This is a genomic window from Duganella vulcania (assembly GCF_009857655.1).
GTDB classification, from domain to species: Bacteria; Pseudomonadota; Gammaproteobacteria; order Burkholderiales; family Burkholderiaceae_D; genus Rugamonas; species Rugamonas vulcania.
Genome location: NZ_WWCX01000047.1, coordinates 1 through 25372 on the forward strand (window position 1 = coordinate 1; position 25372 = coordinate 25372).

14 protein-coding genes and 1 riboswitch are annotated in these 25372 nt (G+C 66.5%); of the genes, 6 read left to right on the forward strand and 8 right to left on the reverse strand.

Annotated features, from left to right (window positions below):
- On the forward strand, nucleotides 1–1390 hold a 1390-nt coding region (locus GTP90_RS21835; RefSeq protein ID WP_161085519.1), incomplete at its 5' end, for a GGDEF domain-containing protein.
- Between the two features lies 1 nt (nucleotide 1391).
- Here the strand turns inward: GTP90_RS21835 and GTP90_RS21840 are convergent.
- The 4 genes from GTP90_RS21840 to GTP90_RS21855 all read right to left on the reverse strand — a co-directional run bounded on the left by GTP90_RS21840 (nucleotide 1392) and on the right by GTP90_RS21855 (nucleotide 6282).
- Nucleotides 1392–2309: a hypothetical protein gene (locus tag GTP90_RS21840; RefSeq protein WP_161085520.1), complete on the reverse strand. Its 918-nt coding sequence runs from the start codon at nucleotides 2307–2309 to the stop codon at nucleotides 1392–1394.
- Complete coding sequence (locus tag GTP90_RS21845; RefSeq protein ID WP_161085521.1) at nucleotides 2306–2761, reverse strand: DUF6932 family protein; 456 nt, start codon at nucleotides 2759–2761, stop codon at nucleotides 2306–2308. The genes GTP90_RS21840 and GTP90_RS21845 overlap by 4 nt, the downstream gene beginning before the upstream one ends.
- An 87-nt stretch (nucleotides 2762–2848) precedes the next feature.
- Nucleotides 2849–4435, reverse strand: coding sequence for a serine hydrolase (locus tag GTP90_RS21850; RefSeq protein ID WP_161085522.1), 1587 nt, complete (start codon nucleotides 4433–4435; stop codon nucleotides 2849–2851).
- Between the two features lie 2 nt (nucleotides 4436–4437).
- Complete coding sequence (locus GTP90_RS21855) at nucleotides 4438–6282, reverse strand: M1 family metallopeptidase (protein WP_161085523.1); 1845 nt, start codon at nucleotides 6280–6282, stop codon at nucleotides 4438–4440.
- A gap of 90 nt (nucleotides 6283–6372) precedes the next feature.
- A riboswitch (yybP-ykoY riboswitch) is annotated at nucleotides 6373–6558 on the forward strand.
- 9 nt (nucleotides 6559–6567) lie between these two features.
- Between GTP90_RS21855 and GTP90_RS21860 the strand changes: the two genes are divergently transcribed.
- Both GTP90_RS21860 and GTP90_RS21865 read left to right on the forward strand, forming a co-directional pair.
- A complete protein-coding gene (locus GTP90_RS21860) occupies nucleotides 6568–7143 on the forward strand; it encodes a TMEM165/GDT1 family protein (RefSeq protein WP_161085524.1) in 576 nt (191 codons plus the stop codon).
- A gap of 108 nt (nucleotides 7144–7251) precedes the next feature.
- Nucleotides 7252–7518: a PEP-CTERM sorting domain-containing protein gene (locus GTP90_RS21865; RefSeq protein WP_161085543.1), complete on the forward strand. Its 267-nt coding sequence runs from the start codon at nucleotides 7252–7254 to the stop codon at nucleotides 7516–7518.
- A 6-nt stretch (nucleotides 7519–7524) separates the two neighbouring features.
- Here the strand turns inward: GTP90_RS21865 and GTP90_RS21870 are convergent, their stop codons facing one another.
- From GTP90_RS21870 to GTP90_RS21880, 3 genes are all read right to left on the reverse strand, one after another.
- Nucleotides 7525–9681 carry a CehA/McbA family metallohydrolase gene (locus GTP90_RS21870; protein ID WP_161085525.1) on the reverse strand — a complete coding sequence of 719 codons (2157 nt, stop codon included), beginning with the start codon at nucleotides 9679–9681 and terminating at the stop codon, nucleotides 7525–7527.
- A 206-nt stretch (nucleotides 9682–9887) separates the two neighbouring features.
- The gene (locus GTP90_RS21875) at nucleotides 9888–18560 is read right to left on the reverse strand and encodes a glycoside hydrolase family 94 protein (RefSeq protein ID WP_161085544.1); all 8673 of its coding nucleotides are present in this window, start codon (nucleotides 18558–18560) and stop codon (nucleotides 9888–9890) included.
- A 176-nt stretch (nucleotides 18561–18736) separates the two neighbouring features.
- Complete coding sequence (locus GTP90_RS21880) at nucleotides 18737–20779, reverse strand: aminotransferase class V-fold PLP-dependent enzyme (protein WP_161085526.1); 2043 nt, start codon at nucleotides 20777–20779, stop codon at nucleotides 18737–18739.
- Nucleotides 20780–20899: 120 nt separating this feature from the next.
- Here GTP90_RS21880 and GTP90_RS21885 point away from each other — a divergent pair, with 120 nt between their 5' ends.
- Together GTP90_RS21885 and GTP90_RS21890 are read left to right on the forward strand one after the other, a co-directional pair.
- On the forward strand, nucleotides 20900–21376 hold the full coding sequence (locus GTP90_RS21885; RefSeq protein ID WP_161085527.1) for an Lrp/AsnC family transcriptional regulator: 477 nt from the start codon (nucleotides 20900–20902) through the stop codon (nucleotides 21374–21376).
- 53 nt (nucleotides 21377–21429) lie between these two features.
- Nucleotides 21430–22593 carry an HPP family protein gene (locus tag GTP90_RS21890; RefSeq protein ID WP_161085528.1) on the forward strand — a complete coding sequence of 388 codons (1164 nt, stop codon included), beginning with the start codon at nucleotides 21430–21432 and terminating at the stop codon, nucleotides 22591–22593.
- A 59-nt stretch (nucleotides 22594–22652) separates the two neighbouring features.
- Here GTP90_RS21890 and GTP90_RS37060 read toward each other — a convergent pair whose 3' ends face one another.
- Nucleotides 22653–23312: a PEP-CTERM sorting domain-containing protein gene (locus GTP90_RS37060; RefSeq protein WP_254451990.1), complete on the reverse strand. Its 660-nt coding sequence runs from the start codon at nucleotides 23310–23312 to the stop codon at nucleotides 22653–22655.
- A 213-nt stretch (nucleotides 23313–23525) separates the two neighbouring features.
- Here GTP90_RS37060 and GTP90_RS21900 point away from each other — a divergent pair, with 213 nt between their 5' ends.
- A complete protein-coding gene (locus GTP90_RS21900) occupies nucleotides 23526–25343 on the forward strand; it encodes a DUF885 domain-containing protein (protein WP_161085529.1) in 1818 nt (605 codons plus the stop codon).
- The last annotated feature ends 29 nt before the right edge of the window (nucleotides 25344–25372 follow it).

The window sequence follows — 25372 nt, forward strand, 5'->3', positions numbered from 1 at the left end:
GGCGCCGCTGCACGCTGCGCTGGCGGCGGCGCGTCAGACGGTCGACCAGCTGGCCGCCCTGCCACCGCCCGAGCGCACCCCGGAACGCCTGGACGCGGCGGTCGAGCGCATGTTCGCGCTGGTGCCGCTGGCGCTCGACGCGGTGACCGGCTACACGCGGGCCTCGGAGCAGATCTACCCCAGCATCGCCCGCATCCTGATGAAGGCGCGCCTGACGGTCGAGCTGCGCGAGTACGCGGGCCGCCTCGGCTCGGCGCTGACGGTGCCGCTGGCGGCCGCCCGTCCGCTGGCCGAGGACGACCATGAGCGCCTGCAGTTCCTGCGCGGCCGCATCGAGCAGCTGCGCCAGCTGATCAAGCTTCCCGGCAGCGACATCGACAGCGAGCCGCGCGTGCTGGCGGCGGTGGCGCGCATGGACCAGGTCTACTTCGGCGCCGGCCAGCGGCTGGTGGCCGAGATCGAGCAGGCCAGCCGCGCCGGCCGGCCCTACGGCATGGACACCGGCCAGTTCGCGCAGCGCTATGTGCCGAACATGGCGCCCATCCTGGCACTGCGCGACGTGCTGCTGGACGAGGCGCGGGCCCAGGCCCTGCGCGACTTCGAGACCGCGCGGCGCGAACTGATGCTGGCCGTGATGGTGGGCGCGGCCATCCTGCTGGCGCTCACGCTGCTGCTGCTGATCGTGCGGCGGCGCGTGGTGATCCCGCTGCTGCGCGCCACGCGCGCCGTGGTCCGGCTGGGCAACGGCGACTTCTCACCGCCGCCCACCGGCGCCCGCCGCGACGACGAGATCGGCGACATGCTGCGCGCGCTGGCCACGCTGCGCGCCAACAGCATGGACCGCCAGCGGCTGGAGCAGGAGCGCGTGCGCCTGATCGAGGAGCTCAGGCTGCGCGCCGACACCGACTACCTGACCGGCATCCTGAACCGGCGCGCCTTCACCGCGGCCGGCAACCTGCGCCTGCGCGGCGCGCGCGAGCACAATGAATCGCTGGCGGTGATCCTGTTCGATGTCGACCACTTCAAGTCGGTCAACGACTCCTACGGCCACGACGCCGGCGACCAGGTGCTGATCCGCATCGCCGAAGTGGTGCGCGACAGCCTGCGCGACGGCGAGATCGTGGCGCGCTACGGCGGCGAGGAATTCGTGGTGATGCCGGCGTCCTGCGGCATGGAGGCGGCGCGCACGCTGGCCGAGCGGCTGCGCGAGGCGATCGCGCGCGAGCCGCTGACGCTGAGCGACGGCCATATCCTGCGCGTGACGGCCAGCTTCGGCGTGGCCGTGGCGCACGGCCCGCACGCCGCGCTCGACGACCTGTTCCACGCGGCCGACCTGGCGCTGTACCGCGCCAAGCACAATGGCCGCAACCGCGTCGAGAGCCAGGTCTGAACTACGAATCGGCCAAGCCGATCATCAGCCTCTTGAGCACATCCTTCTTCGTGACGGCGTTCCAGTATTTGGTGGTGCGAACCAACAGCGTCGCCGATTTCCTGATCGCCAAGCGCTGTACCGCTTCGGTTTGATCCAACGGGAACCTGACCTGCACCTTGCCCTGCTGGGTACGGATTTCCAGGCGTCCGGTATCGGTGATGCCGGATACAAAACCAGAAATTTTTTCGTCGTAAATTTCCGGCTCCGCGACGGCATCCAAAAGTACTTTCAAGCGAACAATTTCATCCGTGCTTCCCTGCCAGGTAAAGCACCGCGTTGGCGATTGCCAGGAGAACTCCGCAGATAGCCCGGCCGCTTTAATCGCCTTCATCGCATCGCCAAAATGAGCGGCGGCACGACCGCCCATCGCATCGACCGCATCATAAAAAGTATCATTATCTGCAGCAAGCAGATTGAACGTTTGCGTCAAGGTCGCATGCAGCAGACTCTCACCCGACAAATCAGCGGCTGCGTTTCCGGTTAATGATATTCGGGCGGATCCCCGCGACAATCCGGCCAATTTCAAATTCAAAGTGTCCGCTATCTCGCCGCCTATGCGCCCGTCTACAGCGCCGTGACGGATACGGTAGGCCGCAGCTTTCCAGGCCTTCAACAACGGCTCGGCAATACGAATAAAGGCTTCCAGCGAGATCGCCCCGTCGGCCTGGGGGCCGATAAATCTCAAGTCAAGCAGCTCACCGGCTTGCGCGGCACACGCTAATTGCAAATCCTGCGCAGCGTCCGTGGCGGCCTGCTTCTGATTTCTGGCTGTGGCTTGCAACCAGAAATCAGCGGGGTTCTGAGCCGCCTGCGCCGATGATTCACGCGCGAATCCGGCGAGCGTCTGAGCGTGCTTCTTCAGGAATTCAATGCTCATATGCTTAGCTCCACAAAACCCTTGGCACTCTTACCATCGTGCTGAAAGCCAAATAGTCCGCGCCAATAGGCCTCACGCCCTAATTTTTGGCTCGGTTCCGGGCTTTCCATATAAAAATCGATTCCGAAACGGGCACCAACTCCCACCCGGTCAATCAGCGGCAGGACTTGCTGCTTTTCCATATCGCTTAGCGGCACTGTGAACGAGGGATTCCACATGATGCAGTCGATGTCATCTGGCGCAAACTTGGAAGTCAGGTATGAGCCGTCTATCCACAGTATAGCGCTTACATATTTTGTCTGGAGATTTGAGACCCACTGTTGAAATAGCAGGAAAAGACGCTGTCGCTGGTCGTCATCGGGGAACGGGGAAACAGCCAGTTGCTCCAGTTCCGGAAGCGTCATTCGATGTATGCCGGCGGTCAACAACGGTGGAGAGTCTGGTTTAGGCATGTGGCCTCCTGGCGCGGATAACTTGGACTAGCTTAACCGCGCCAGCGCTCAGGATTTCGTTAAATATCAACCGGTCCTACGCGGTGCCTACTTCGCGGCCGGGTCGGTTTTGGGCGGCTTGACCGGCGTGAAATTCAAATCGCGGAAGTCGTAGCTGAAATCCGTCTCCGTCGAGATGGGCGCCATCTTCATGCGCTCGATGCTGGCGTCGGGATTCAGCGCGAACGTCACGTAGGCGTCGGCGTTGAGGTTGCGCTGCTGCCAGCGCACGATGAAGGTGTCGTGCTGGAAGTGCTCCAGCTCCCCCGTCAGGTCCGGCGTGCGGGTGAAACTCATGATGCGCTTCCTGCCCTCGGCGCGTATCGTCACCTTGCCGTACCACGGGTCCTCGTACTCGCCGTCGTAGGACGCCAGCGGCAGCGACGGCGTCGACTTCGCGGCGCGCGCGCCGGCCTCCTTGCCCTGCCGTTCCAGCTCCTCCTTGTGCGCCGCCGCTTCCTGGTCCGCGTACAACTTGATCCAGTCGCTGGCCGGCACGTCCAGGTACTGGTCCAGGATGCGCCAGTACAGCGACGCCATCGCCGGGCTGTTTTCGGCGTTGGTCAGGATGGCGATGCCCAGCTTCTCTTCCGGCACCATCAGCACCGTCGAATAAAAGCCCTGCAGCGCGCCGCCATGCATGGCGATCTTGCGGCCCTTGTAGTCGCGCAGGCTGAAGCCCAGGCCATACGCCGAGAAGTTAGGCTTGGTCGCGGCCAGCGCAGGTTTCGGTTCGCGGATGCGTATCGGCGTCTGCTCCGACCACATCTCGTTCAACTGCTTGGCGCTGATCAGCTGCGTGCCGTTTTCCAGCTTGCCGCCACCGAGCAGCATCGTCATCCAGCGCGCGATGTCCTCGGCGTTGGTGTTGATGCCGACCGCGCCCACCGCGTTCTCCACCGGCATCGGCTTGACCACCGCAGCCTTGTCGTCGATCTTGCTGTGCGGCGCGGAGTAGTCGCCGCTGGCCAGCATCTCGGCGACGTTGGTGGTGGTGCCGTTCATGCCCAGCGGCGCCAGGATGCGGTCGTGGATGGCCGCGCCCCACGGCTTGCCGGCCTTGGCGGCGACGATCTTGCCGGCCACGATGTAGAGCAGGTTGTCGTAGGCGTAGCTGTTGCGGAAGCTGGTGGCCGGCTTCACGTAGCGCAGCCGCTCGATGATCTCGTCGGTGCTGAAATTGGTGGTCGGCCACCACAGCAGATCGCCCGCGCCCAGACCCAGGCCGCTGCGGTGCGTGAGCAGGTCGCGCACCGTCATCGCGCCGGTGACGTAGGAGTCGTACATCTGGAAGTCCGGCAGGTGCTTGGTGACCGGATCGTCCCAGGCGATCTTGCCCTCGTCGACCAGCATCGCCAGCGCGGCGGCGGTGAAGGCCTTGGAGTTGGAAGCCACTTCGAACAGGGTCTTGCCGTCCACCGGCGTCGGGTCGCCCAGCTTGCGCACGCCGTAACCCTGGGCGGAGATCACCTTGCCGTCCTTGACGATGGCGATCGCCATGCCGGGCACGTCGAAGGTTTTCAGCGCGAGCTTGACGTCGGCGTCGAGGTTGAAGTCCGGCGCGGCGGCCAGCGCCGGGACGGACACCGCCAGCACCAGCAGTGCGGTCGTCAGAGTACGGGAGATTTTCAGCATCGTCATTTTTTAAATTGTTTGTCGACCGATCCCTGGGTGACCGGGTGATAGTGCTCGCGCGCCTTGGCGTAGACCGCATTGGCCCATTCGCGGTCGCCCGGATTCTTCAGCAGCGCGGTGTACAGCGGCACCACGAACTTCTGGCGGCCCACGCTCATCAGGAAGGTGTTGAGCGGCTCGCGCACGTTGTAGCCGGCCTTGATCGAGGCCAGGTAGAAGCGGTAGGCGATTTCATTGTTGCCGCTCTTGCCCAGCGCGAAAGCCTGGTCCAGCTCCTGCAGCTGCGTGGCGTTGGCCTTGCCGTCGATATCGTTCAGGAAGTGCATCCACTCCAGCGCGATCCAGGCCTTGCCGTTCAAGTCCTTGGTCGGCAGCTCGCCCTTGAGCCACGCGGTGCGCTGCGCGTCCAGCGCGGCCAGGCGCGGCGAGGCCGCGTGCTTGGCGCTGGCCGGAATGCCGGTGCCGTACAGCCACTCGTCAAGCTCCGCCTGCGTCATCACGTCCGGATGCGCGTCCAGCAGATTCTTCTTCAGGTAGGCCACGAATTCGTCGGTGGTGGCGGACTTGAACGCGTGCTGGTCGAACCAGCCGCGCAGGAAGGGATCGAACACCTCGCGGCCGGCGCGCTGCTCCAGGGTGCGCAGCAGCCACGCGCCCTTCGGATAAACCAGGCCGCTGTCGGTGTAGCTGGCGGCGCTGGTGTCGGGGTCGCGCGTGACCAGGGCCTGCTTGGCCGCCGGGATGGAAGGCAGCGAGGCCAATGCCTCCTCCTGCTCCACCTGCAGGTTCATCTCCGCCACTTCCTCGCCGTACAGCTTCTCGACGATGCGGGTGGTGACGTAGGTGGTGAAGCCTTCGTTGAGCCAGAAGTGCTTCCACGAGGCGTTGGTCACCAGGTTGCCGGACCAGGAGTGCGCCAGTTCGTGCGCGATCAGGTCGACCAGGCTGCGGTCGCCCGCGATCATGGTCGGCGTGAGGAAGGTCAGGCGCGGGTTCTCCATGCCGCCGATCGGGAACGACGGCGGCAGCACGATCATGTCGTAGCGCTCCCACCGGTACGGGCCGTACAGGCCCTCTGCGGCGCTGATCATTTTCTCGGTGTCGGCCAGCTCGTAGGCGGCGGCGTCGATGCGCGCCGGCTCGGCGTAGACGGCGGAACGCGGGCCGAGATTGCGCACCTCGATCTCGCCGATGGCGATGGCCAGCAGGTACGAAGGAATCGGCTGCGCCATCTTGAACTTCCAGCCGCCGGCGCCGGTCGCGTTCTGGTCGTTCTCGGCGCTCATCACCACGCGCATGCCGGCCGGCGCCTCGATGCGGGCGCTGTAGGTGAAGCGCACCGCAGGCGTGTCCTGCACCGGCGCCCACGAGCGGGCGTTGATCTCCTCGGACTGGCTGAACATGAACGGACGCTTGCCGGACATGGTCTGCTGCGGCGACATCCACTGCAGCGCGGCGGCCGACGGCGCGGTGCGGTAATACACGCGCACCTTCTGCGGCTGGAACGCCAGCGCGATGCGCAGCGCCCGGCCCTTCTCGGCGTCCGGCTTGTCGAGCATGAAGGAGGCGGCGCTCCAGCGGCCGTTCGGGTTGAGCACCTGCACCTTGGCGATATTGAGTTCGTTCGTGTCCAGCACCAGCGTGCGGGCGGAGGGATCGATCCAGTTCAGCGTCAGCTCGGCGTAGCCGGCCAGCGTCTTGTGGCCGAAGTCGGCCTTCAGGTCCAGATACAGGTCGCTGGTGCGCACCTGGTCGTAGCGCGCGTAGCTCAGCGGGTCGGCATGGGCGACGCCCAGCGCCGCGAGGGCGGCCAGGACGAACGCGGACAGTTTTTTCTTGATAGGCATGGCGGTCTTTTCAATGTTGACTGAAGCGCGAAGCAGAATAGCATAGCCATGTATCGGAGATGTGTACATCCGCACACCTATGCTATCATTCGCTCCGTAAGTGGGGAGTAGTCGGCTTGCGCCGTCGCGGCGCAAGAACCTGTGTCAACATAATCGGTCCGCAGACCGTGGTGCAGGTGGTTGAAAAACTTGACGAGACCATGATCGAGGTGCGGCCATGATGGGCCGGAGTCGCGCCTGGATCATTGGTTAATCGTTTCCGGCCCGCGTACTACTAAAAATCCCATGGAAGCCTTCCTCGTCTCTACCGGTATCGTCGCCCTCGCGGAAATCGGTGATAAAACCCAGTTGCTCGCCTTCTGCCTGGCCGCCAAGTTCCGCCGCCCGCTGCCGATTGTCGCCGCGATCTTCGTCGCCACCATCGCCAACCACGCCTTCGCCGCGGCGGTCGGCGCCTGGATCACCAGCCTGCTGGGCCCCGACATCCTGCGCTGGGTGCTGGGCGCTTCGTTCCTGGCGATGGCCGCATGGACGCTGGTGCCGGACAAGATCGACGACGACGACATGCCGCTGGCGAAATACGGCGTGTTCCTGACCACGCTGATCGCCTTCTTCGTCGCCGAGATGGGCGACAAGACGCAAGTGGCCACGGTGGCGCTGGCGGCGCGCTATCACAGCCTGGTGGCGGTGGTGTGCGGCACCACGTTCGGCATGATGCTGGCCAATGTGCCGGCGGTCTACCTGGGCGACCGCATCGCCCACCGCGTCTCGCTCAAGCTGGTGCACGGCATCGCGGCGCTGGTGTTCGCCGTGCTGGGCGTGGCGACGCTGCTGGGCGCGGGGTCGAGCCTGGGCGCGTAAGGTCAAGTTCTTTATGTCCCGCTCCGTGTGTTACCGCACGGATGCGGGGAAATTAACAATCTACTATACTTGCCACTTCATTATTGGCAGGGACAAGGAATGCGATTGATGTGCAAAATTGCGGCGCTGGTGTTGTGCGCCTCCGCGTTGAACGTTCAGGCTTATGCGGCGGAGCCGGCGCCGGTGGCCGCACACGCCACCAGCGGCGCCACCAGCGCTTCCGGTATCGCCAAACCGGCCAAGCCGGCGGCCAAGAAGGCCGACATGGTGTCGGTGCCGGAGCCGGTGAGCTACAAGCTGATCTTGCTGGGCGTCGCGGTGCTGCTGCTGTTCGCGCGCAGCGGCAAGAGGCGCGAACAGCCCTGGACCAAGTAAGCGCGCTTACTGCACGTTCAGCGTGACGTCGTCGATCAGGAACGCGGTCGACACCGTCGAACCTTCCACACCCTCGAAGTAAATCCTCACCGTCTGGCCTTTGTAGGCCGACAGGTCGAAACTCTTCTGCACATACGTGCTGCCCTTGTTCAGATTCGAATACGTCGCCAGCGTCGCCAGCACCGCGTTGGCGCCGCTGCGCACCTGCACCTTGAGCGTGTCGTAGGCGTTAGTGGTGGTGGTCTCGTCGGAGGCCACCTTGAGCCAGAACGCCAGCGTGGCGCTGGTGGCGTCGGCCGGTATCGTCACGGTCTGGTACAGCGTGTCGGTGTGGGCGCTGCCGTAGCCGTCCAGCCAGGCCTTGTAGCTGCCCGCATGCGCGGCCTGGCTCGAGTCGTCGCTGATCACGCCCGACGTCGCGGTCCATGACGCGGCGCCCGACTCGAAGCCGCCGTTGACGATCAGCTGCGTGGCGGTTGGCGGCGTGGTGGTGCCGCCGCCGCTGTTCTGCGTGACCCACACCGGCGCCGACCACAGGATGTTGCCGTCGTTCTGGGTGACCTTGGCGTAGTAGAAGTGTTCGCCCACGGCCGGCGTGATGGTGGTGCTGGCGGTGGCCGACAACTGCGTCACCGTACCGTTGCGGCCGGGGACACCCTCGTACATCTTCACCGACGATACCGTCTTGCCGCTGCTGCTGGCGAAGTTGGCCACCAGGTTCAGGGTGCCGCTGTTGGTGAAGCGCTCGCCCATCACGTGGCCGTTGGCGGTCAGGATCAGCTGCGAGGTCTTGTCCATGGTGGCGAACACGCGGCGCGCCTTGATGGCGGCGATCATGCTGGCGGTGGTCAGCGGGGTGCCGGTCGGCAGCAGCACGCCGGTGCGGTTGGTGTAGGACGCGCCCCAGTTGGCGCAGTGGTTATCCTGGTCGCTGGAGAAGGCGACGTGGTAGCCCGCCTCCAGCGCCTTGTTGCAGGCGCCTTCGTAGGTGCTGCGGCCGGTCTCGGTCTCGCTGGTGTTGGTGGAGAAGGCCGAGGTGTTGAGCACTTCGCACAAGGCCATCGCCTGGTCGCCATCGGCGGTGTAGCCCAGCGCCGTGCCGTTGACCAGGAACTGGCCGGACGATTCCGGATGATTGAACTGGCCGATGTAGCCGCGCTGGCGCATCAGCGTGTACAGCGCGGCGTAGTCGTTCTTCGGCGTCAGCGTGTCGGCGATCAGCTGGCCGCTGCTGTTGCTCTCCCATCCCAGCAGCTCGGTGGTGTTGAAGATGTTCATATGGCCGCCGTTGTTGATCACGCCCCACTCCAGCCCATACATGCCGAGGAAGTTGGCGTGCGCGCTGTTGAAGTTGGCGGCGGCGGTGAGGCCGGACTGGAACAGCGCCTTGGCGGTGGCCGGATCGGCCGAGGCGTTGGTGCCGTCGGAGCCGTCGTACATGTGATTGTGCTCGGAGGCCATCAGGAAATCGAGGCCCTTGTTCATCGCGTACTGGTAGGCGTCGGCCGGTCCAAGGGCCGCGCTTTGCGGCGCCTGCGCGCCGGTGCAGCTGCCCAGCGGGCCGCCGCCGTCGCTGTGGTTGGTCTGGCTGTGCAGGTTGCCGAGGTAGATGGTGTACGGCAGCGACGATGTCGCGGCCACGCTTTGCGCCACCGGGCCGGCCTGGCGCATCGGCCGCGCCCGCGCGGTGTTGGTCGGCAGCGCCTTGAAGGCCGGCATGGCCTGCGCCGGATTGCGGCCCACCGAGATGTCCCAGCTTTGTTCGACCGTCTCGTCACCGGTGGCGGCCTGCATGCGCGCCAGGTAGACGCCGTCGGTCAGGATCAAGCCGTCGGCGCGGCCGTCCCACGCGATGCTGACGTCGACCGGCTTGCCGGCGATGCGCTGCACGCCCTGCCACTGCTGGACCACCACGCCGTCCGGGCTGACCAGCTCCAGGCGCCAGCGCACGTCCTGCTCGCGCTCCAGCAGCGGGAAATCGAAGGCGAGCTTGAAGGTACGGGCTTCCGGCCGGTCCTGGTCGGCGCCATCGGCGGCGAAGGGCGCGTGCAGCGTGGCCTCGAACTCGTGGTGATCGGCCTTGGACGCGTGGACCGCGCCAATCGCGCCGGAGGACAGCATCAACATCATCGCAAGCCGGGACAGCATCTTAGATTTGTTCATCGGGTTCTTTCTCTCTGCGGTTGGGGATCCAAAATATTGGCAACTATGCATGACAGGAAGATGACGAACCAATTCGAATTTGCTTGGCTATTCAGAGGTCTTTGGAATAAATGCGGTGGCCACTGGGCGCGCATGCGACAACGGCGCGAAACTAAATTTTCGCGCCGTTGTAGCGATGATGAAAATGTCCAGAATGGGACACTCTGTTAAGAATTTAACTTGGCCGGCATGAGCAGTTCGACCTTATGGATGCTGGCGGTATCGTGCAGGTCGATCGCCAGCGCCAGCTGGCGCACGCCGTTCACCGTCAGCACCGGCGCGGCGGTTTCCGCCGACTTCACCACGCGGATCACATACGAACCTTCGCCATGGCGGTACGTCAGCGTGAAGTGATCCCACTCGGCCGGCATGCGCGGCGCCAGCGTGATCTGGGTGGCGGTGCGGGTCAGGCCGAGCAGCGACTCCAGGATCAGCCGGTACATCCAGCCGGACGAGCCGGTGTACCAGCTCCAGCCTCCGCGCCCCACGTGCGGCGCCACGGCGTAGACATCGGCCGTGACCACATAGGGCTCGACCTTGTAGCGCGCCATGCCTTCCGGCGTGCCGCCGTGCTGCACCGGGTTGATCATGCGCGCCAGCTCCCACGCGCGGTCGGTCTCGCCCAGGCGGGCGAAGGCCATCGCGGTCCAGATGGCGGCGTGCGTGTACTGGCCGCCGTTCTCGCGCACGCCTGGCACGTAGCCACGGATGTAGCCCGGGTTCGGCCCGGCCTTGTCGAACGGCGGATCGAGCAGCTGGATGATGCCGGAGTCGCGCCGCACCAGGCGCTGGTTGACCTGCTCCATCGCGCCGCGCACCCGCACCGGATCGGCGGCGCCGGACAGCACGCCCCAGCTTTGCGAGATCGAGTCGATCTGGCATTCCTCGTTGGTGTGCGATCCGAGCGGCGTGCCGTCGTCGAAATAGGCGCGGCGGTACCACTGGCCGTCCCACGCGTTCTGCTCGACGTTGTGCGCCAGCTTCTTGGCCTCGCCGCGGCATTCGGTGGCGAAGTCCACGTCCTGCATCAGCTCCGCCACTTCGGCGAAGCGCTGCAGCACCTCGCACAGGAAGAAGGCCAGCCACACGCTCTCCCCCTTGCCATGCTCGCCCACCTTGTCCATGCCGTCGTTCCAGTCGCAGGAGCCGATCAGCGGCAGGCCATGCTCGCCGAAGCGCAGGCCGTTGCGGATGGCCCGCACGCAGTGTTCGTACAGCGTGCCGCTTTCGCTGGAGCGGCCCGGCATGTCGTAGTAGGAGTCCTCCTCCGGCTTGACGGCGCGGCCCTCCAGGTAAGGCATGCTTTCGGCCAGCACGCCGGTGTCGCCGGTGGCGATGACGTAGCGCCAGGCGCCCAGCGGCAGCCACAGGTAATCGTCCGAGCAGTGGGTGCGCACGCCGCGGTCCGACGGCGGATGCCACCAGTGCTGCACGTCGCCCTCCAGGAACTGGTGGGCGGCGCACAGCAGCAGCTGGTCGCGCAGCAGCTGTGGTTGCGTGTGGATGGTCGCCATCGCGTCCTGCAGCTGGTCGCGGAAGCCGAAGGCGCCGCCGGACTGGTAGTAGCCGCTGCGCGCCCACATGCGGCAGGCGATGGTCTGGTACATCAGCCAGCCGTTGGCCAGCAGGTCCAGCTCCGGTTCCGGCGTGTCGATGCGCACCGCGCCCAGGGTTTTCTCCCAGTGCGCGTGCACGGCGGCCAGCGCCTCGTGCGCGGCGCCTGCGCTGCGGTGCTTCTGCGCCAGGCTGCTGGCGTCGGCGTTGCGGCGGCCGGCCACGCCCAGCACGAAGACGATCTCGCGCTCCTGGCCGGGCAGCAGGTCGAACGGCACCTGGATGGCGGCGCAGGCGTCCAGCCCCGCGCCGATCTTGCCGGACAGGCGAGAGCGGCGCAGCGCCGCCGGCGCCGCCAGCGTGCCGTTACGGCCCAGGAATTCGCTGCGGTCGGCGGTGTGGGTGCGCAGCGTGGCGTCGCAATTGAAGAAGGCCACGCGGCCGGTGAACTCGGTGTTGTACGGGTTCCTGGCGAACAGCGCGCCACTGACCGGATCGGCCTCGGTGACGATGTGCATGCCGGACTTGGAACGCATGTCGCCCAGCACCCACTCGACGTAGCCGGTGGCCGACAGGCGCCGCGTCACCAGCGAATCGTTGCGCACCTTGAGCACCGTGTACTTGATCGGCCCGTCGGTGGCGACAAAGGTGGTCATCTCGGTGGCGATGCCGGTTTCGGTATGTTCGAACACGCTGTAGCCGAAGCCGTGGCGCGTGACGTAGACGCCGTTGCCGCGCGCCGGCAAGGCGGTGGGCGACCAGAAACGGCCGCTCTGTTCATCGCGCAGGTAGAAGGCCTCGCCGCTGGCGTCGCTGACCGGATCGTTGTGCCACGGCGTGAGGCGGAACTCGTGCGCGTTCTCGTGCCAGGTGTAGGCCTGGCCGCTTTCCGAGACCACGCAGCCGAACTGCGGGTTGGCCAGCACGTTGGACCACGGCGCCGGCGTGCGCTTCGCATCGCTGGTGGTGATGACGTATTCGCGGCCGTCCGGCGTGAAGCCGCCGATGCCGTTTTCCAGCATCAGCGCGCGCACCGCCGGCGTGGCGGGGCCGGCGTCCGCGTAGTCGCCGCGGTTGTCCGTCATCAGCGGCGGCATGCGCATGGCCGGCGCGCCGGGACGCTTGATCTGCTCGGCCAGCGTGCCGCGGCTGTCGCTGAGGATGGCGCGCGCCACCGATTGCAGCAGCACGCGGTCCTCGTTCGCGATCTGGTCGGCCAGGCGCACGAAGATGCCGCCCGGCCGGTCGATGGCCTGGGCGTCGATGCCGGAGGCGATCAGGCCCATGATCTGCTCGTGCAGCAGCTGGCGGTAGCCCGACTGGTCCTCGTACCAGATCACCAGGTCCACCACCAGCCCTTTCAGGCGCCAGTAGGCGTGCGCCTGCACCATCTGGCGCGCCAGCTCGATGTTGGCCGGGTCCTTGATCTGCAGCAGCACGATCGGCAGGTCGCCGGAAATCGCGTACGCCCACAGGCCGGACTGGCCGCGCTGGTTCTTGACCAGCGTGCCGGCGTCGGCCCGCAGCGCGGCGTTCGGGTAGATGACCGAGTTGGCGAGGCGGCCGTACAACTGGGCGTCGGCCTCGCTGGCGTTGAGCTGGCGCAGCACCACCTGGCTGTGGGTCCACGCCAGTTCGAACACGCGGTCGGCCAGGTGGCGGTCCTGGTATTTGTCGATCAGGTGCAGCGCGGCGTCGCGCTGCTCGGTCATGCCGGTGACGATGTCGACGATGGCCGTCTGGTCGGGCTGCAGCGTGATGGTGTGGCGGATCGCCACCACCGGATCGAGCACCGATCCTTCGGCGCCGCTCAACGGCGCCTGCTCCAGCATGGCGTTCGGCGCGGCGGCGGTGTTGCCACGGCCGATGAAGCGCGAGCGGTCGGTCTCGAACGAGACTTCGGTGACGGCGGCGTCGTGCACCATCATCGAGTGCATCAGCCACGGCATCACGTCGGCCTGCCCGCGCGGACGGCGCGTGCACAGGATGGCTTTTTCATCGCGCAGGATTTCGGTCTGCACGAACAGTTTGCTGAAGGCCGGGTGGGCGGCGTCGGCGGCGGCCGGCGCCATCACCACTTCGGCAAAGCTGGTGACCTCGATGGTGCGCACGCGGTCGGACTTGTTGGTGATGCGGGTGCGGCGCAGTTCGATGTCGTCTTCCGGCGAGACCACGATTTCGGTGTACAGGTCGATGTTGCGGTCGGAGCGGCGGAATTCGGCGCGGCCCTCGGAGAAGATCACCTCATGCTTGCGCGGGTCGACCAGCGTCGGTTGATAGGTGGTGGACCAGAAGCGGCCGTCCTCCATGTCGCGCACGTAGCAGAAGTTGCCCCAGTTGTCGCGCGTGCTGTCCTCGCGCCAGCGGGTCACGGCCAGGTCCTTCCAGCGGCTGTAGCTGCCGCCGGCGTTGGTGACCATGACGTGATAGCGGCCGTTGGACAGCAGCTGGGTTTCCGGCATCGGCGTGGTGTGCTGGCTCAGGATGCGCATCGGCATGGCCTGCTCCGGCGCGGTGGAACGGATCGCCGCCATCTCGGTGGTGTTGGAGTAGAAGGCGCCCGCCTCCGGACTGCGTTCCTGCAGCACCAGCAGCGTCGATTGCAGCAGCGGATCGGATTCGAAGCGGCGCTGCATCGGGCGGTCGTGCAGCAGGTAGCTCAACGCCAGCAGTCCCATGCCCTGGTGGTGCACCATGAATGAGCGGATCACGGCGGAGGCCTGGCCGCGCGGCAGGCGCGAGGCCGTGTAGTCGACCGCCTCGAAGAAACCGTAGCGGCCCATGTAGCCCAGGCCCGCCATCTTCTGCAGGTTGAGGCAGGCCGCTTCCGGCCGCACCATCAATCCCAGCATGGTGGCGTAGGGCGCGATCACCAGGTCGTCGGCCAGGCCGCGCTTCAGGCCCAGGCCCGGCACGCCGAAGGCGCGGTACTGGTAATTGAGGCTGGCGTCGACCGTGTTGTAGCCGGATTCGGAGATCCCCCACGGGACGTTGCGGCGCTTGCCGTAGTCGATCTGGGCGTCGATCACCGCGCTGTAGGTCTGGTCGAGCAGCGTGCTCGGATAGTTGGGCATCACCAGCAGCGGCATCAGGTACTCGAACATCGAGCCGCTCCAGGACAGCAGCACCGGCTTGCCGGCGACGATGCACAACTGGCGGCCCAGCGCGAACCAGTGCTCCTGCGGCAGCTGGCCCTGGGCGATGGCGACGAAGCTGGCCAGCCGCACCTCCGACGCCAGCAGATCGTAGTAGCTGGCGTCCAGCCGGCGCTCGGAGACGTTGTAGCCGATGGCCAGCAAATTGGTGGTCGGATTGAACAGGAAGCCATATTCCATCTGGGCGTATGCGCCGCAGCGCTGCGCCAGGGCGGCCAGTTCGCGCATGCGTTCGTGGGCTGCGGCTGCGCCCTGCGCGCACAGGCCGGCCAGCGCCAGCTGGCGATCGCGTTCGGCCGGGGCCAGGTCGTTGGCCAGCACAGCGGCCGGCTGGTCGATCATGGCGGCCAGTTCGCGCAGCGTCGGCACGCGCGTCAGGCTGGTGTCGAACACCGCGTCCGCCGGCAGGTTGACCCAGGGCGTGAGCAGCGTCAGGTCCGCCAGCGCGGCCTGGCATTGCCGCACCAGCGCGGCGGACCACATGGCCGCTTCGCCGTGGGTCTCGCCTTCCGCCGGCGGCGGCAGCTGGCCGGCGGCGGCGGACACGCGGGTCAGCCAGGCATGCAGCTGCTGCAGGTTGCCGGCGTCCGGCGCGGGCGCCAGCGCGGCCAGCAAGGCGTTCAGCGCGGACGTCTCGGCGCCGGCCTGCGATTGCTGCAGCACCTGGCAGGTGGCGGCGATGCCGTCCACCGTTTGCTGTCCGAGGATGGGCTGGTCGTACAAGCCGGTCAGGCCGGCCTGCAGGGTGAGCAGGTGGCCGGCCAGGTTGCCGCTGTCGACGGTGGAGATGTAGATCGGGTGCAGCGGCTTGAGGGTCTGCGTGTCGTACCAGTTGTAGAAGTGGCCCTGGTGGCGTTCCAGCTGGTCCATCGTGGCCAGCGTGCTGGCGGTGCGCTCCATCATCTGGCCGACGGTGATGTAGCCGAAATCGCTGGCGCTCAGGTTGGCCAGCAGCGCCATGCCGATATTGGTCGGCGAGGTGCGGTGCGCCACCACGTGCGCCGGATGCTCCTGCATGTTATCGGGCGGCAGCCAGTGGTCTTCCGGGCCGACGTAGCGCTCGAAGTAGGCCCAGGTGCGGCGCGCCAGCTGGTGCAGGAAGCGCTCCTGGTCCGGCGTGAGGCGGGCGTGCCGGCGCACGATCGGGCGGCTGATCCGCTCCGCCACGGCCGGCGCCAGCAGCCACGCCAGCAGGAACAGCGCGGCCGGCGCCAGGCTGGTTGGGCGCCAGCCCAGCAGCGCGCCGCCGACGAACAGCGCCAGCACCGGCGACACCCACATGGTGCGCCATACGCCGGCCGCGCCGTCGGCCGCGCGCGTCAGCGCCGAGGCCCGCCACTCCAGCAGGTGCTTGTGCGAGACCAGCAGGCGCCAGCCGCTGCGCAGGATGGCGTCCAGGCTGAAATATGCCTCGTACGGCAGGAACACCAGCATCAGGATGGCGTGCGCGAACTGCATGCCGCCGCGCCGCAGCGCGGCCCGTATGTGCTGGCTCCACAGGGTGTCCTCCGGCCGGTGCAGCAGGTCGTGCGCGGTGCTGGCCAGCGGCGGCACGAAGATCACGGCCAGCACGGCGCCAGCCCACAGCCACGGGTCGGGCAGCCAGCGCCACGCGGTGATCAGCGACAGCACCAGCGCCGGCGCGGTCAGGCTGCGGCGCAGGTTGTCGAACAGCTTCCAGCGCGACAGCAGCGACAGCGGATTGCGTTCGCGCTTGCGGTTCGGGCCCGGCACGCGGCCGAACAGCCACGAGGCCAGCTGCCAGTCGCCGCGGGTCCAGCGCTGGCGGCGGCTGACGTCGTCGCTGTAGCGGGCCGGATAGGCTTCGTACAACTGGACGTCGCTCAGCAGGCCGGCGCGCAGGTAGCAGCCTTCCAGCAGGTCATGGCTGAGGATGCGGTTGTCCGGCAGCCGGTTGCCCAGCACCTGCTCGTACACATCGACATCGTAGATGCCCTTGCCGATGAAGGAGCCTTCGAAGAACACGTCCTGGTACACATCGGAGACGGTGCGGGTGTAGGGATCGATGCCCGGCTCGCCGCCGCACAGTTTTTCGTACAGCGAGGCGTTCTCGCTCGGCAGGCTGACGGTGACGCGCGGCTGCAGGATGCCGTAGCCCTCCACCACGCGGCCGCGCGCGCTGTCGATGCGCGGCTGGTTCAGCGGGTGGCGCATGGCGGCGATGAACTGGCGCGCGGCGTCGCGCGGCAGCTGGGTGTCGGTGTCGAGCGTGATGACGTACTTGATGTCTTCCAGTTCGCCGACGTCGCCCACCACCAGGCTGAATTTGTCGCGCGCGCCGCCGCGCAGGAAGCGGTTCAGGTCCTGCAGCTTGCCGCGCTTGCGCTCCTCGCCCATCCACACGCCCTCCTGCGGATTCCAGCGGCGCGGGCGGTGCAGCAGCACGAACGGCGACGCGGCCTGGCCGTTGGCATGGGTGGCGTACTTACGGTTCAGCTGCTCGACGCAGCGGCGCATCTGCTCCATCAGCGCGGCGTCGGTGGGCAGGGTTTCTGCGGCGGCGTCGGCGAAGTCGGTCAGCAGGCAGAACACCAGGTTGGGATCGCGGTTGGCGAGGAAGCGCACCTCCAGCTGCTCGCACAGCTCATCGACATTCTCGCGGCTGTAGACCAGCGTCGGCACCACCACGATGGCGCGGGCGTCGGTCGGCACGCCGTCCTTGAAGTCCATGCGCGGCAGCGGATTGGGGCGGGTCACCAGCGTGGCGATCCAGTTCACCAGGCTCAGTGCCAGCTGGCTGCTGCCCGCCAGCGCCAGCACGCCAAGCAGCACGATCACCGGGCCGTGCACGCCGTTGCGCGCGGCGCGCTCCAGCAGCAGCGCGGTCGACACCAGCGAGATGGCGGCGATGGCGCCAAGGTAGGACGTCAGCGGCGAGGCGCGCGAGGTTTGCTGCAGCGCCTCCAGCCACGGGCGGCGCATGCCGGTCTGCTTTTCCAGCGCGGCCAGGCCGCCGCCGATCAGGTAGAAACCCACGTGGCCGTGGCGCTCATCCCCGCCTTCGAAGTGGGCCTGGGCCAGCTGCAAGGCCTGCTGCGCCACTTCGACTTCGGAAAAGCGCGAGCGCTTGGCGATCTTCTCGATCGCGTGGCGGTACTGGTCGCGGGTGGCGAATTCCATGCGGCCGTAGATGCCGGCCGGGTCCTGGCGCAAGGTCTGCTCGACCACGCTCATGGTCTCGACGAACTCCTGCCAGTCCATGGTGCCGAGGAAGCGCAGGCTGCCGATGCTGTTGGCGATCGAAACCTGCTCGGCCGCCTGCTGCTGGATCTCGGCCTGGATCTGCTGCTCGATGGTCTGGTCCGATTCGGCCAGGCGGTGCGTGATCCACGACAGCGCCAGCGTCAGCGCCGGGCTTTGTCCCTGCAGGCGGCGCGCCAGTTCGGCCACGAAGGCGCTGGTGATGGGCGGGTTGGAGCGCGCCATGTCGGCCACCATCAGTATCAGGCCGCTGGGATTTTTTTCCGCGACGTCGGTCATCTGGTCGGCCCAGGTGTTGGCCAGGTCGCGGTGGATGCGGTTGTCGGCCACGCGCGCGGCCACGCGGCGCAGGTTCTCGATCAGCGCCAGGCGCAGCATGATGGGAATGGCCCACAGCTCGCCCAGCTGCAGCGTGGCCACTTCCTGGTAGGCGTCGACGAAGCGGCACAGCGATTCGGGATCGACGCGGCCGTCGCCGTGCGCGATGATCTCCAGCGCGATCTTGTACACGCGCGGCGTGCCCTCCGGCGCGCCCTTGCCCAGGCGCGGCAGCTGCTGGCTGTAGTTCTTGGGCAGGTGGCGGCGGGCGATGCGGATCTGGTCTTCGATCAGGTAGAAATTATCCAGCAGCCATTCGGAGGCGGGCGTGATCTGGCGGCCGGCCTTGACGGCGGCGGTCAGCTCGTCGCAGGTGGAGTCGATGACGGCGGCGTTTTCCGCCAGCCGCGCCAGCAGGCGGTCGCGGCCGCCGCGCTTGCTCAGTTCGTGATGCGTGGCCAGCGTCTTGCCGTGCGCGGCCATCTGCGCCGCGCTGAACAGCTCGGCGCGCAGCGGCAGGTCCTGGTCGTCTTCGTCGGACAGCAAGGAGCCGGAGGGGGATTCGCGAAAGCCCAGCGTGATGCCGGGCATGAGGGGGGCGGACTTGTTCAACGTGGACCTCGCTTCAATTCTGCGAATAGGAAATTATCTCCTTAGGCATGCTACGGGGGCGCACGGCACGCGACTGTGCGCTGACGTACATAAAGAATTTCCACGAAAAAAAAGGCCGCTTGCGCGGCCTTGTAAAGGAAGAAAGCTATAGCTGATCAGGCCGCCTTTGCGAGCGGCGCCAGCGCCAATCCGCCGTTGAGGCTGTATGCCTGCGCATGGCCGAGCCGGCGCAGCAGCTGCGCGGCCTTCTGGCTGCGGTTGCCGCTGCGACAGAAAAATATCAGTGGCGCATGCTCGCCGCGCAACCACTCGCTGGCGTGCTCGGCCAGGCGGCCCAGCGGCACGCTGAGGGCCTGGCGTCCGCCCGGAGCGGGCGCGGCCGTGGCGGCGAACTCATACGGCTCGCGCACGTCGACCAGTTGGGCGTCGGGATGGGCTTGCAGGAAGGCGTCCAGCGCGGCGCTGTCGAGTTGCATGTCCGAAGGCGCGCCAGCAACGGCGCGCGCTACCATGCCGACGCAGAACTGGTTGTGTTCGTCGCGGGTCGGGCACAGCAGCGTCTGCGCGCAGGTCAGCGGACGCAGCGCGTCCACGGCGGCGCGTGCGCTGAAGGCGAAGCGCACCGCTTGCGGCGCCAGCGTGTCGCCGTCCGCCACGCCCAGCAGGTAGTGGCGCGCGGCGCCATCCACCACGCGGGCCAGCGTCTGCGCGCCGAGCTTGATGGCGGCCGCGGCAGGCCAGCCGTAGGCATCGGTCGCGGCGCGGTGGTCGAAGTGGCGCCCGAGCGCTTCGATCAGCACGCTTCTATCGGCGCCGGTCGTGGTGCTGACGATGGCCTGCACCTGGTAGTTCTGGCAGCGCACATAGGATTCGATGCGCCCGGTCATTTCCGGCAAGGGATCGATGACGATGCAGCTGCGGCTGGCGGCGTCCAGCACCAGCCAGCTGCACGCGCCCTCGACGCCCAGTTGCAGCAAGCCGTCGTGCGGGACCGCGGTGCGTTCGGACGGGATCAGGCAGCTCGCGCGCAAGGCCGCGCCGCAACGCTCGATGCGGCGGCAGGCGTCGTTGATGGTGGCCTCGTCGGCCAGAGGTCCGAAGGACATGCGGATGGCGCCGGCGCTGCGCCACAGCGGCGCGTGCATGGCGTCCAGCACGTAGCTGGGCGCGGCCTTGGCCGCCGAGCAGGCGCTGCCGGAGCTGACGCGCACCTGGGCGGCGTCGAACACGTCCATCAGTTCGCGGCTCGACAGGCCGGGCACGGAAAAGTTCAGCGTGGTCGGCAGCGATTTGTCGAAGGGGTGGTTGAACACCACGCCGGGCAAGGCGGCGCGCAGGCTCTCGGCCAGGCGGGCGCGGTAGCTGGCCAGCTGGTGATGGCTGCGGAAGGTGTCGCCGCGTTCCAGCGCGGCCAGCACCACGCCCAGCGCGGCGATGCCGGCCATGTTCTCGGTGCCGGAGCGCTGGCCGCTCTCCTGGCCGCCGCCCATGATCAGCGGCGTGAACGGCGCGCCGGCGCGCACGTACAACATGCCCACGCCTTTGGGCGCGTACAGCTTGTGGCCGGAGAACGGCGCGTAGTCGATGCGGGTGGCGGCCAGGTTCAGGTCCAGCTTGCCCAGCGCCTGCACGCAATCGACCAGCCAGTAGGCCGGGCTGCCAGTGTCGGCCAGCACGGCTTCGATGGCGGCCAGGTCGGTGATGACGCCGGTTTCGTTGTTGGCGGCCATGGTGCACACCAGCCCGGCCTGCGGCGCCAGCGCGCGCAGCTGGGCCAGGTCGTGCGCGCCGTCCTGGTCGACCGGTAGTTTTTGCAGCGTCAGGTTCAGGCCCAGCAGGCGGTTCCAGTGCGCCAGGCTTTCCGGCACGGCCTTGTGCTCGGTGGCGCCGTAGACCAGCAGGCTGCCGATGGCCTCGCCCCGCTCGCGGCGTTCGCGCAGCGCGACCAGCGCCGACAGCACGGCGGTCTGGATGCCTTCGGTGGCGCCGCTGTTGAACATCAGGCGGCCTTCGCCCACGCCCAGCAGGCGGACCGCGCAGGCGCGCGCCTGGTCCAGCAGGACTTTGGCCTTGAGGCCGGTGCCATGGCTGCTGCTGGGATTGCCGTAACGCTGGCCCATGGCGTCGGCCGCGGCGGCGATGGCGGCCGGCAGCACGGCGGTGGTGGCGTTGCCATCGAGGTAGATTTCGGTCGTCATGAGAATGCCTGTGTAATCGATGCCTACAGTTTACTCAGCCGCGCTGAAACAGATGTACTAAAATACCCCGGATACGCGCCCTACCCAGCATTCTTATGCTTAATTTCAGGAAATAATAGAATGAATCCACTCGATCGCTACGATTATGCAATTTTGTCTGCATTGCAAGGCGACGGCACGCTGTCGATCGCCCAGCTCAGCGAGCGGGTCGGGCTGTCCACCACGCCGTGCTGGAAGCGGGTGCGGCGGCTGGAGGAGGAAGGCTATATCGAGAGCCGCGTGGCCATCGTCAACCGCCGCAAGGTGGGCTTGCCGGTGACGGTGTTCGTCAGCGTGCGAACCAGCCAGCATGACGACAAATGGCTGGCGCGCTTCGCCGCGGCCGTGGTCGCCTTGCCGGAAGTGCAGGAGTTTCATCGCATGAGCGGCGACATCGATTACCTGTTGAAGGTGGTAACGAGCGATATCGAAGGATATGACAGGTTTTACAAGAAGTTGATCAAGGTGGCGCAGCTGTCCGGGGTGTCGTCGGCGTTTTCGATGGAGCAGATCAAGGTCACCACGGCGTTGCCGCTGGAACTGGTTTCGCACCAATAACGTGCGCGAGCGTGGGATAATAATTGTCCCATATCAAATACTTGATTAAGCCCATGCGCGCACTGCTCGACCGCTGGTTGCCCAGCCCCACCACCGCCAGCCGCCGCGAACAACTGCGCGCGGCCGGCGGCGCCCTGTTCGGCCTGCTGCTGACCGCGTTGCTCGGACAATCCATGGCGCCCGGCGCGCTGTTCCTGGTCGCGCCGATCGGCGCCTCGTCGGTGCTGCTGTTCGCGCTGCCGGCCAGCCCGCTGGCCCAGCCCTGGTCGGCCATCGGCGGCAATGTGGTCAGCGGCTTGATGGGCGTGCTGTGCGTGCGCTATTTCGGCGACGTGCTGTCGACGCCGCTGCTGTGCGCGCTGGCCGCCAGCACCGCGATCGCCGCGATGTTCGCGCTGCGCTGCCTGCATCCGCCCGGCGGCGCGGTGGCGCTGACGGCGGTGATCGGCGGCCCGGCCATCCACGCGGCCGGCTTCGCCTTCCCGCTGGTGACGGTGCTGGTCGACACGACGTTGCTGGCCGTCATGGCCATGCTGTACAACAACCTGACCGGAAGGCGCTATCCCCATGCGCAGCAAAGCGCGCATCCGAACCCGCACGCGACCAAGGATGCCGTGCCGACCGTGCGGCTGGGCTTCAAGCCGGAAGACCTGGACGCCGTGCTCAAGCAATACAACCAGGTGCTGGACATCAGCCGCGACGAGCTGGAATCGCTGTTCATGCAGACCGAGCAGCGCGCCTACCAGCGCCGTTTCGGCATCATCAGCTGCGCCGACATCATGTCGCGCGACATCATCAGCGCCGAATTCGGCACCGGCCTGGAAGAAGCCTGGCAGCAGATGCGCCTGCACCGCGTGGCCGCGCTGCCGGTGCTCAACCGGGCGCGGCGGGTGATCGGCATCGTCACGCAGACGGATTTCCTGGAGCACGGCGGGCTGGACGACTATCACAGCATCCGCCATCAACTGCAGCGATTCCTGCGCAAAAGCGGCGTAACGCACACCGAAAAAGCCGAAGTGGTCGGACAGATCATGACCCAGCATCCGACCACCGCGCGGCTGGACACGCCGATCGTCGACCTGGTGCCGCTGATGGCCGACTCCGGCTTCCACCACATCCCCATCGTTGACGAGGAACAGCGCTTCGCCGGCATCATCACCCAGTCGGACCTGGTGGCGGCGCTGTACGAGAGCCGCTTCGCCGAAGCGGCGGCCTGAAATAAAAAAGGCCGCGCCCGAGGGCAGCGGCCAGGCTGTGCTGCTTTGTTATGCTTGAATCAGGAGGCGGCCTTGCGGCGGCGGGCCACTGCGCCCAGCAGGCCCAGTCCGGCCGCCAGCATGGCGTAGGTTTCCGGCTCCGGCACGGGGACCGTGATGCCAGCCCCTACTGTGGCGCCGTAGTAGTACTCGCTGTTGGGGGTAACGAAGCTGATATCGGTATAACTCCCGCTAAACTTCAGCAAACCATTCCCTTCGTAGCCGGTGACGGTCAGGCCGCTGCTGAACAGCGTGCCGCCGCCCCAATGCCCGGCGCCCTGGCTGAGGATGGTGAGGCTGCCATTCTGGAACACAAAGCTGACCGGCACGCCGCCCTGGCCCACGCTGAACACGTCGATGTACGGGTCGATCACCGCCTGGCTGAAGTGGAAGTGATTGACGGTGGCATTCCCGCCCATCATCAGGATGGTGCCGTTGCTGCCGGGCGTGTTGGTCACTTCAGCGTTGGTGAACGACGAGGGCACGTCGTAGATATTGGAACTGTAATCGAGGCCGATCGTGTCGCCCGTGTAGGTGACGGCGATCGTCTGCGCGTTCTGCGTCAGCGTGCCGCTGCCGGCGTTGACCCAGGCTGTCCAGCTGACGGTCGGTGTTACCGCCGATGCCGCCAACGGCGCGGCCAAGGCCAGTATCCATGCGGCTTTCATGATTTTTTTCATGTCATCCCTCCCTGTGTATAGTGCGGTGCAAGTTACGCGACCGAGTTCTCAGCATACGCCGGTTTTTTATGTTCTTTGAACAATTGTGCTTGCAAATTTGCAGTTAAAATTTCCTCGAAAAAACAATGTATCGCCGCTACAAAAATTGTCCCAGCCCCGCCCCGCAATGGCTTATGCTAGGCGCCAATTTTGTGACATTCCGAGGACGTAACTATGACGTATCGCCGCAACACCCTTGCTATTCTTGCCCCGATCGCAGCGGCCGTGCTGCTGGCGTTGGCGCCGTGGGCGTCCAGCGCCGCCGCGCCGGCCACCGCTGTGCCGCAAGCAAGCCCCGCGCCCGCCCACAAGGCGCTGCTGGCCCTGGCTGACCAGTACTACGACGCGAGCGCCCGCTTCGAGCCGATCAACGCAACGGAAAACGGCGACAACCGTTTCGACGATCAGCTGGGCCTGGGCATCGCCCCGGCCAAACGTGCCCAGCAGTTCAAGCTGTACCGCCAGTTCGCCGCCCGCCTGAAGACGATCAAGCGAGCCCAGCTGGATAACGGCGACCGCATCAACTACGACATCCTCGGCTACGAGCTGAACCAGTTGCTGGCGATGGAGAAGTTCCCCGAACATCTGCTGCCGATCAACCAGATGGACAGCGTGCCGGTAACGCTGGCCAACTACGCGGGCGGCGAAGCCTCGCAGCCGATCGGCACCGTCAAGGAATACGACGCTTACCTGAGCCGCATCAGCCAGCTGCCGGCCTGGATAGACCAGGCCATCGCCAATATGCGCGAAGGCATGAAGCAAGGCATCACCGAGCCGAAAGCCATCATGGAATCGGGCTTGCCGCAGTTCCAGAAGCTGGTCAGCGCCACGCCGGAAAGCAACATCTTCTACACGCCGGTCACCAAGCTGCCGGCCACCTTTGCCGACGCCGACAAGCAGCGCCTGACCGCCGCCTACCGCAAGACCGTCGGCGAGCAACTGATGCCGGCGCTGGCCCGCCTTGCGACCTTCCTGGAAAAGGAATACGTGCCGGCCTGCCGCACCACCACCGGCCTGGGCGCGTTACCGAACGGCGCCGCCTGGTATCAGGCACGCGTTGCCGGCGCCACCACCACCTCGCTCAAACCCGATGAAATCCACGCCATCGGCCTGAAAGAAGTCGCGCGCATCCAGGCCCAGTTCGAAGTACTGGGTCCCAAGCTGGGCTACACCGGCCCCGCCTCGGGCCTGCCGGTCTGGGTGGCGGCGCAGCCGAAGTTTTACCCGTTCAAGACCGAGGACGAAGTCCAGGCCGTCTACCGCAAGCTGAACGATGTGCTGGACACCAAGCTGCCACTGATGTTCACACTGCTGCCAAAAGCCAAGCTGGACCTGCGCCTGGAACCTGAACTGAGCCGCGCCACCGCGTCGGACCACTACACGGCGCCGGCCGGCGACGGTTCGCGCCCGGGCGTGTTCTGGTCGGTGGTGAACGATCCGGCCAAGTACGGCAGCACCGGCATGACTACGCTGTTCCTGCACGAGGGCAAGCCCGGCCACCACTTCCACATCGCGTTGATGCAGGAGCTAAACCTGCCTAACTTCCGCAAATATGGCGGCAATAACGCCTTTACCGAGGGCTGGGCGCTGTATGCGGAAACACTGGGCAAGGAAATGGGCTTGTTCGACGACCCGGCCCAGTACTTCGGCCACCTGAACGACGAGCTGCTGCGCGCCACCCGCCTGGTGGTCGACACCGGCATGCATGCGCAAGGCTGGACCCGCGAGCAAAGCATCCAGTACATGCACGACACGCTGGGCTATGACAATTCGGCCAAGACCGAAACCGAACGCTACATGGCCTGGCCGGGCCAGGCGCTGGGCTACAAGATCGGCTCGCTCAAAATCGTCGAACTGCGCCAGCGCGCGGCCAAGGCGCTGGGCGACAAGTTCAGCCTGCCGAAGTTCCACGCGGTGGTGCTGGGCGACGGCACGCTGCCGCTGGCGCTGCTGGAGGAAAAAGTCGACCGCTGGATCGCCGCACAGAAGTAATCGCAACAGGGCGGGCCGCGCTGGCCCGC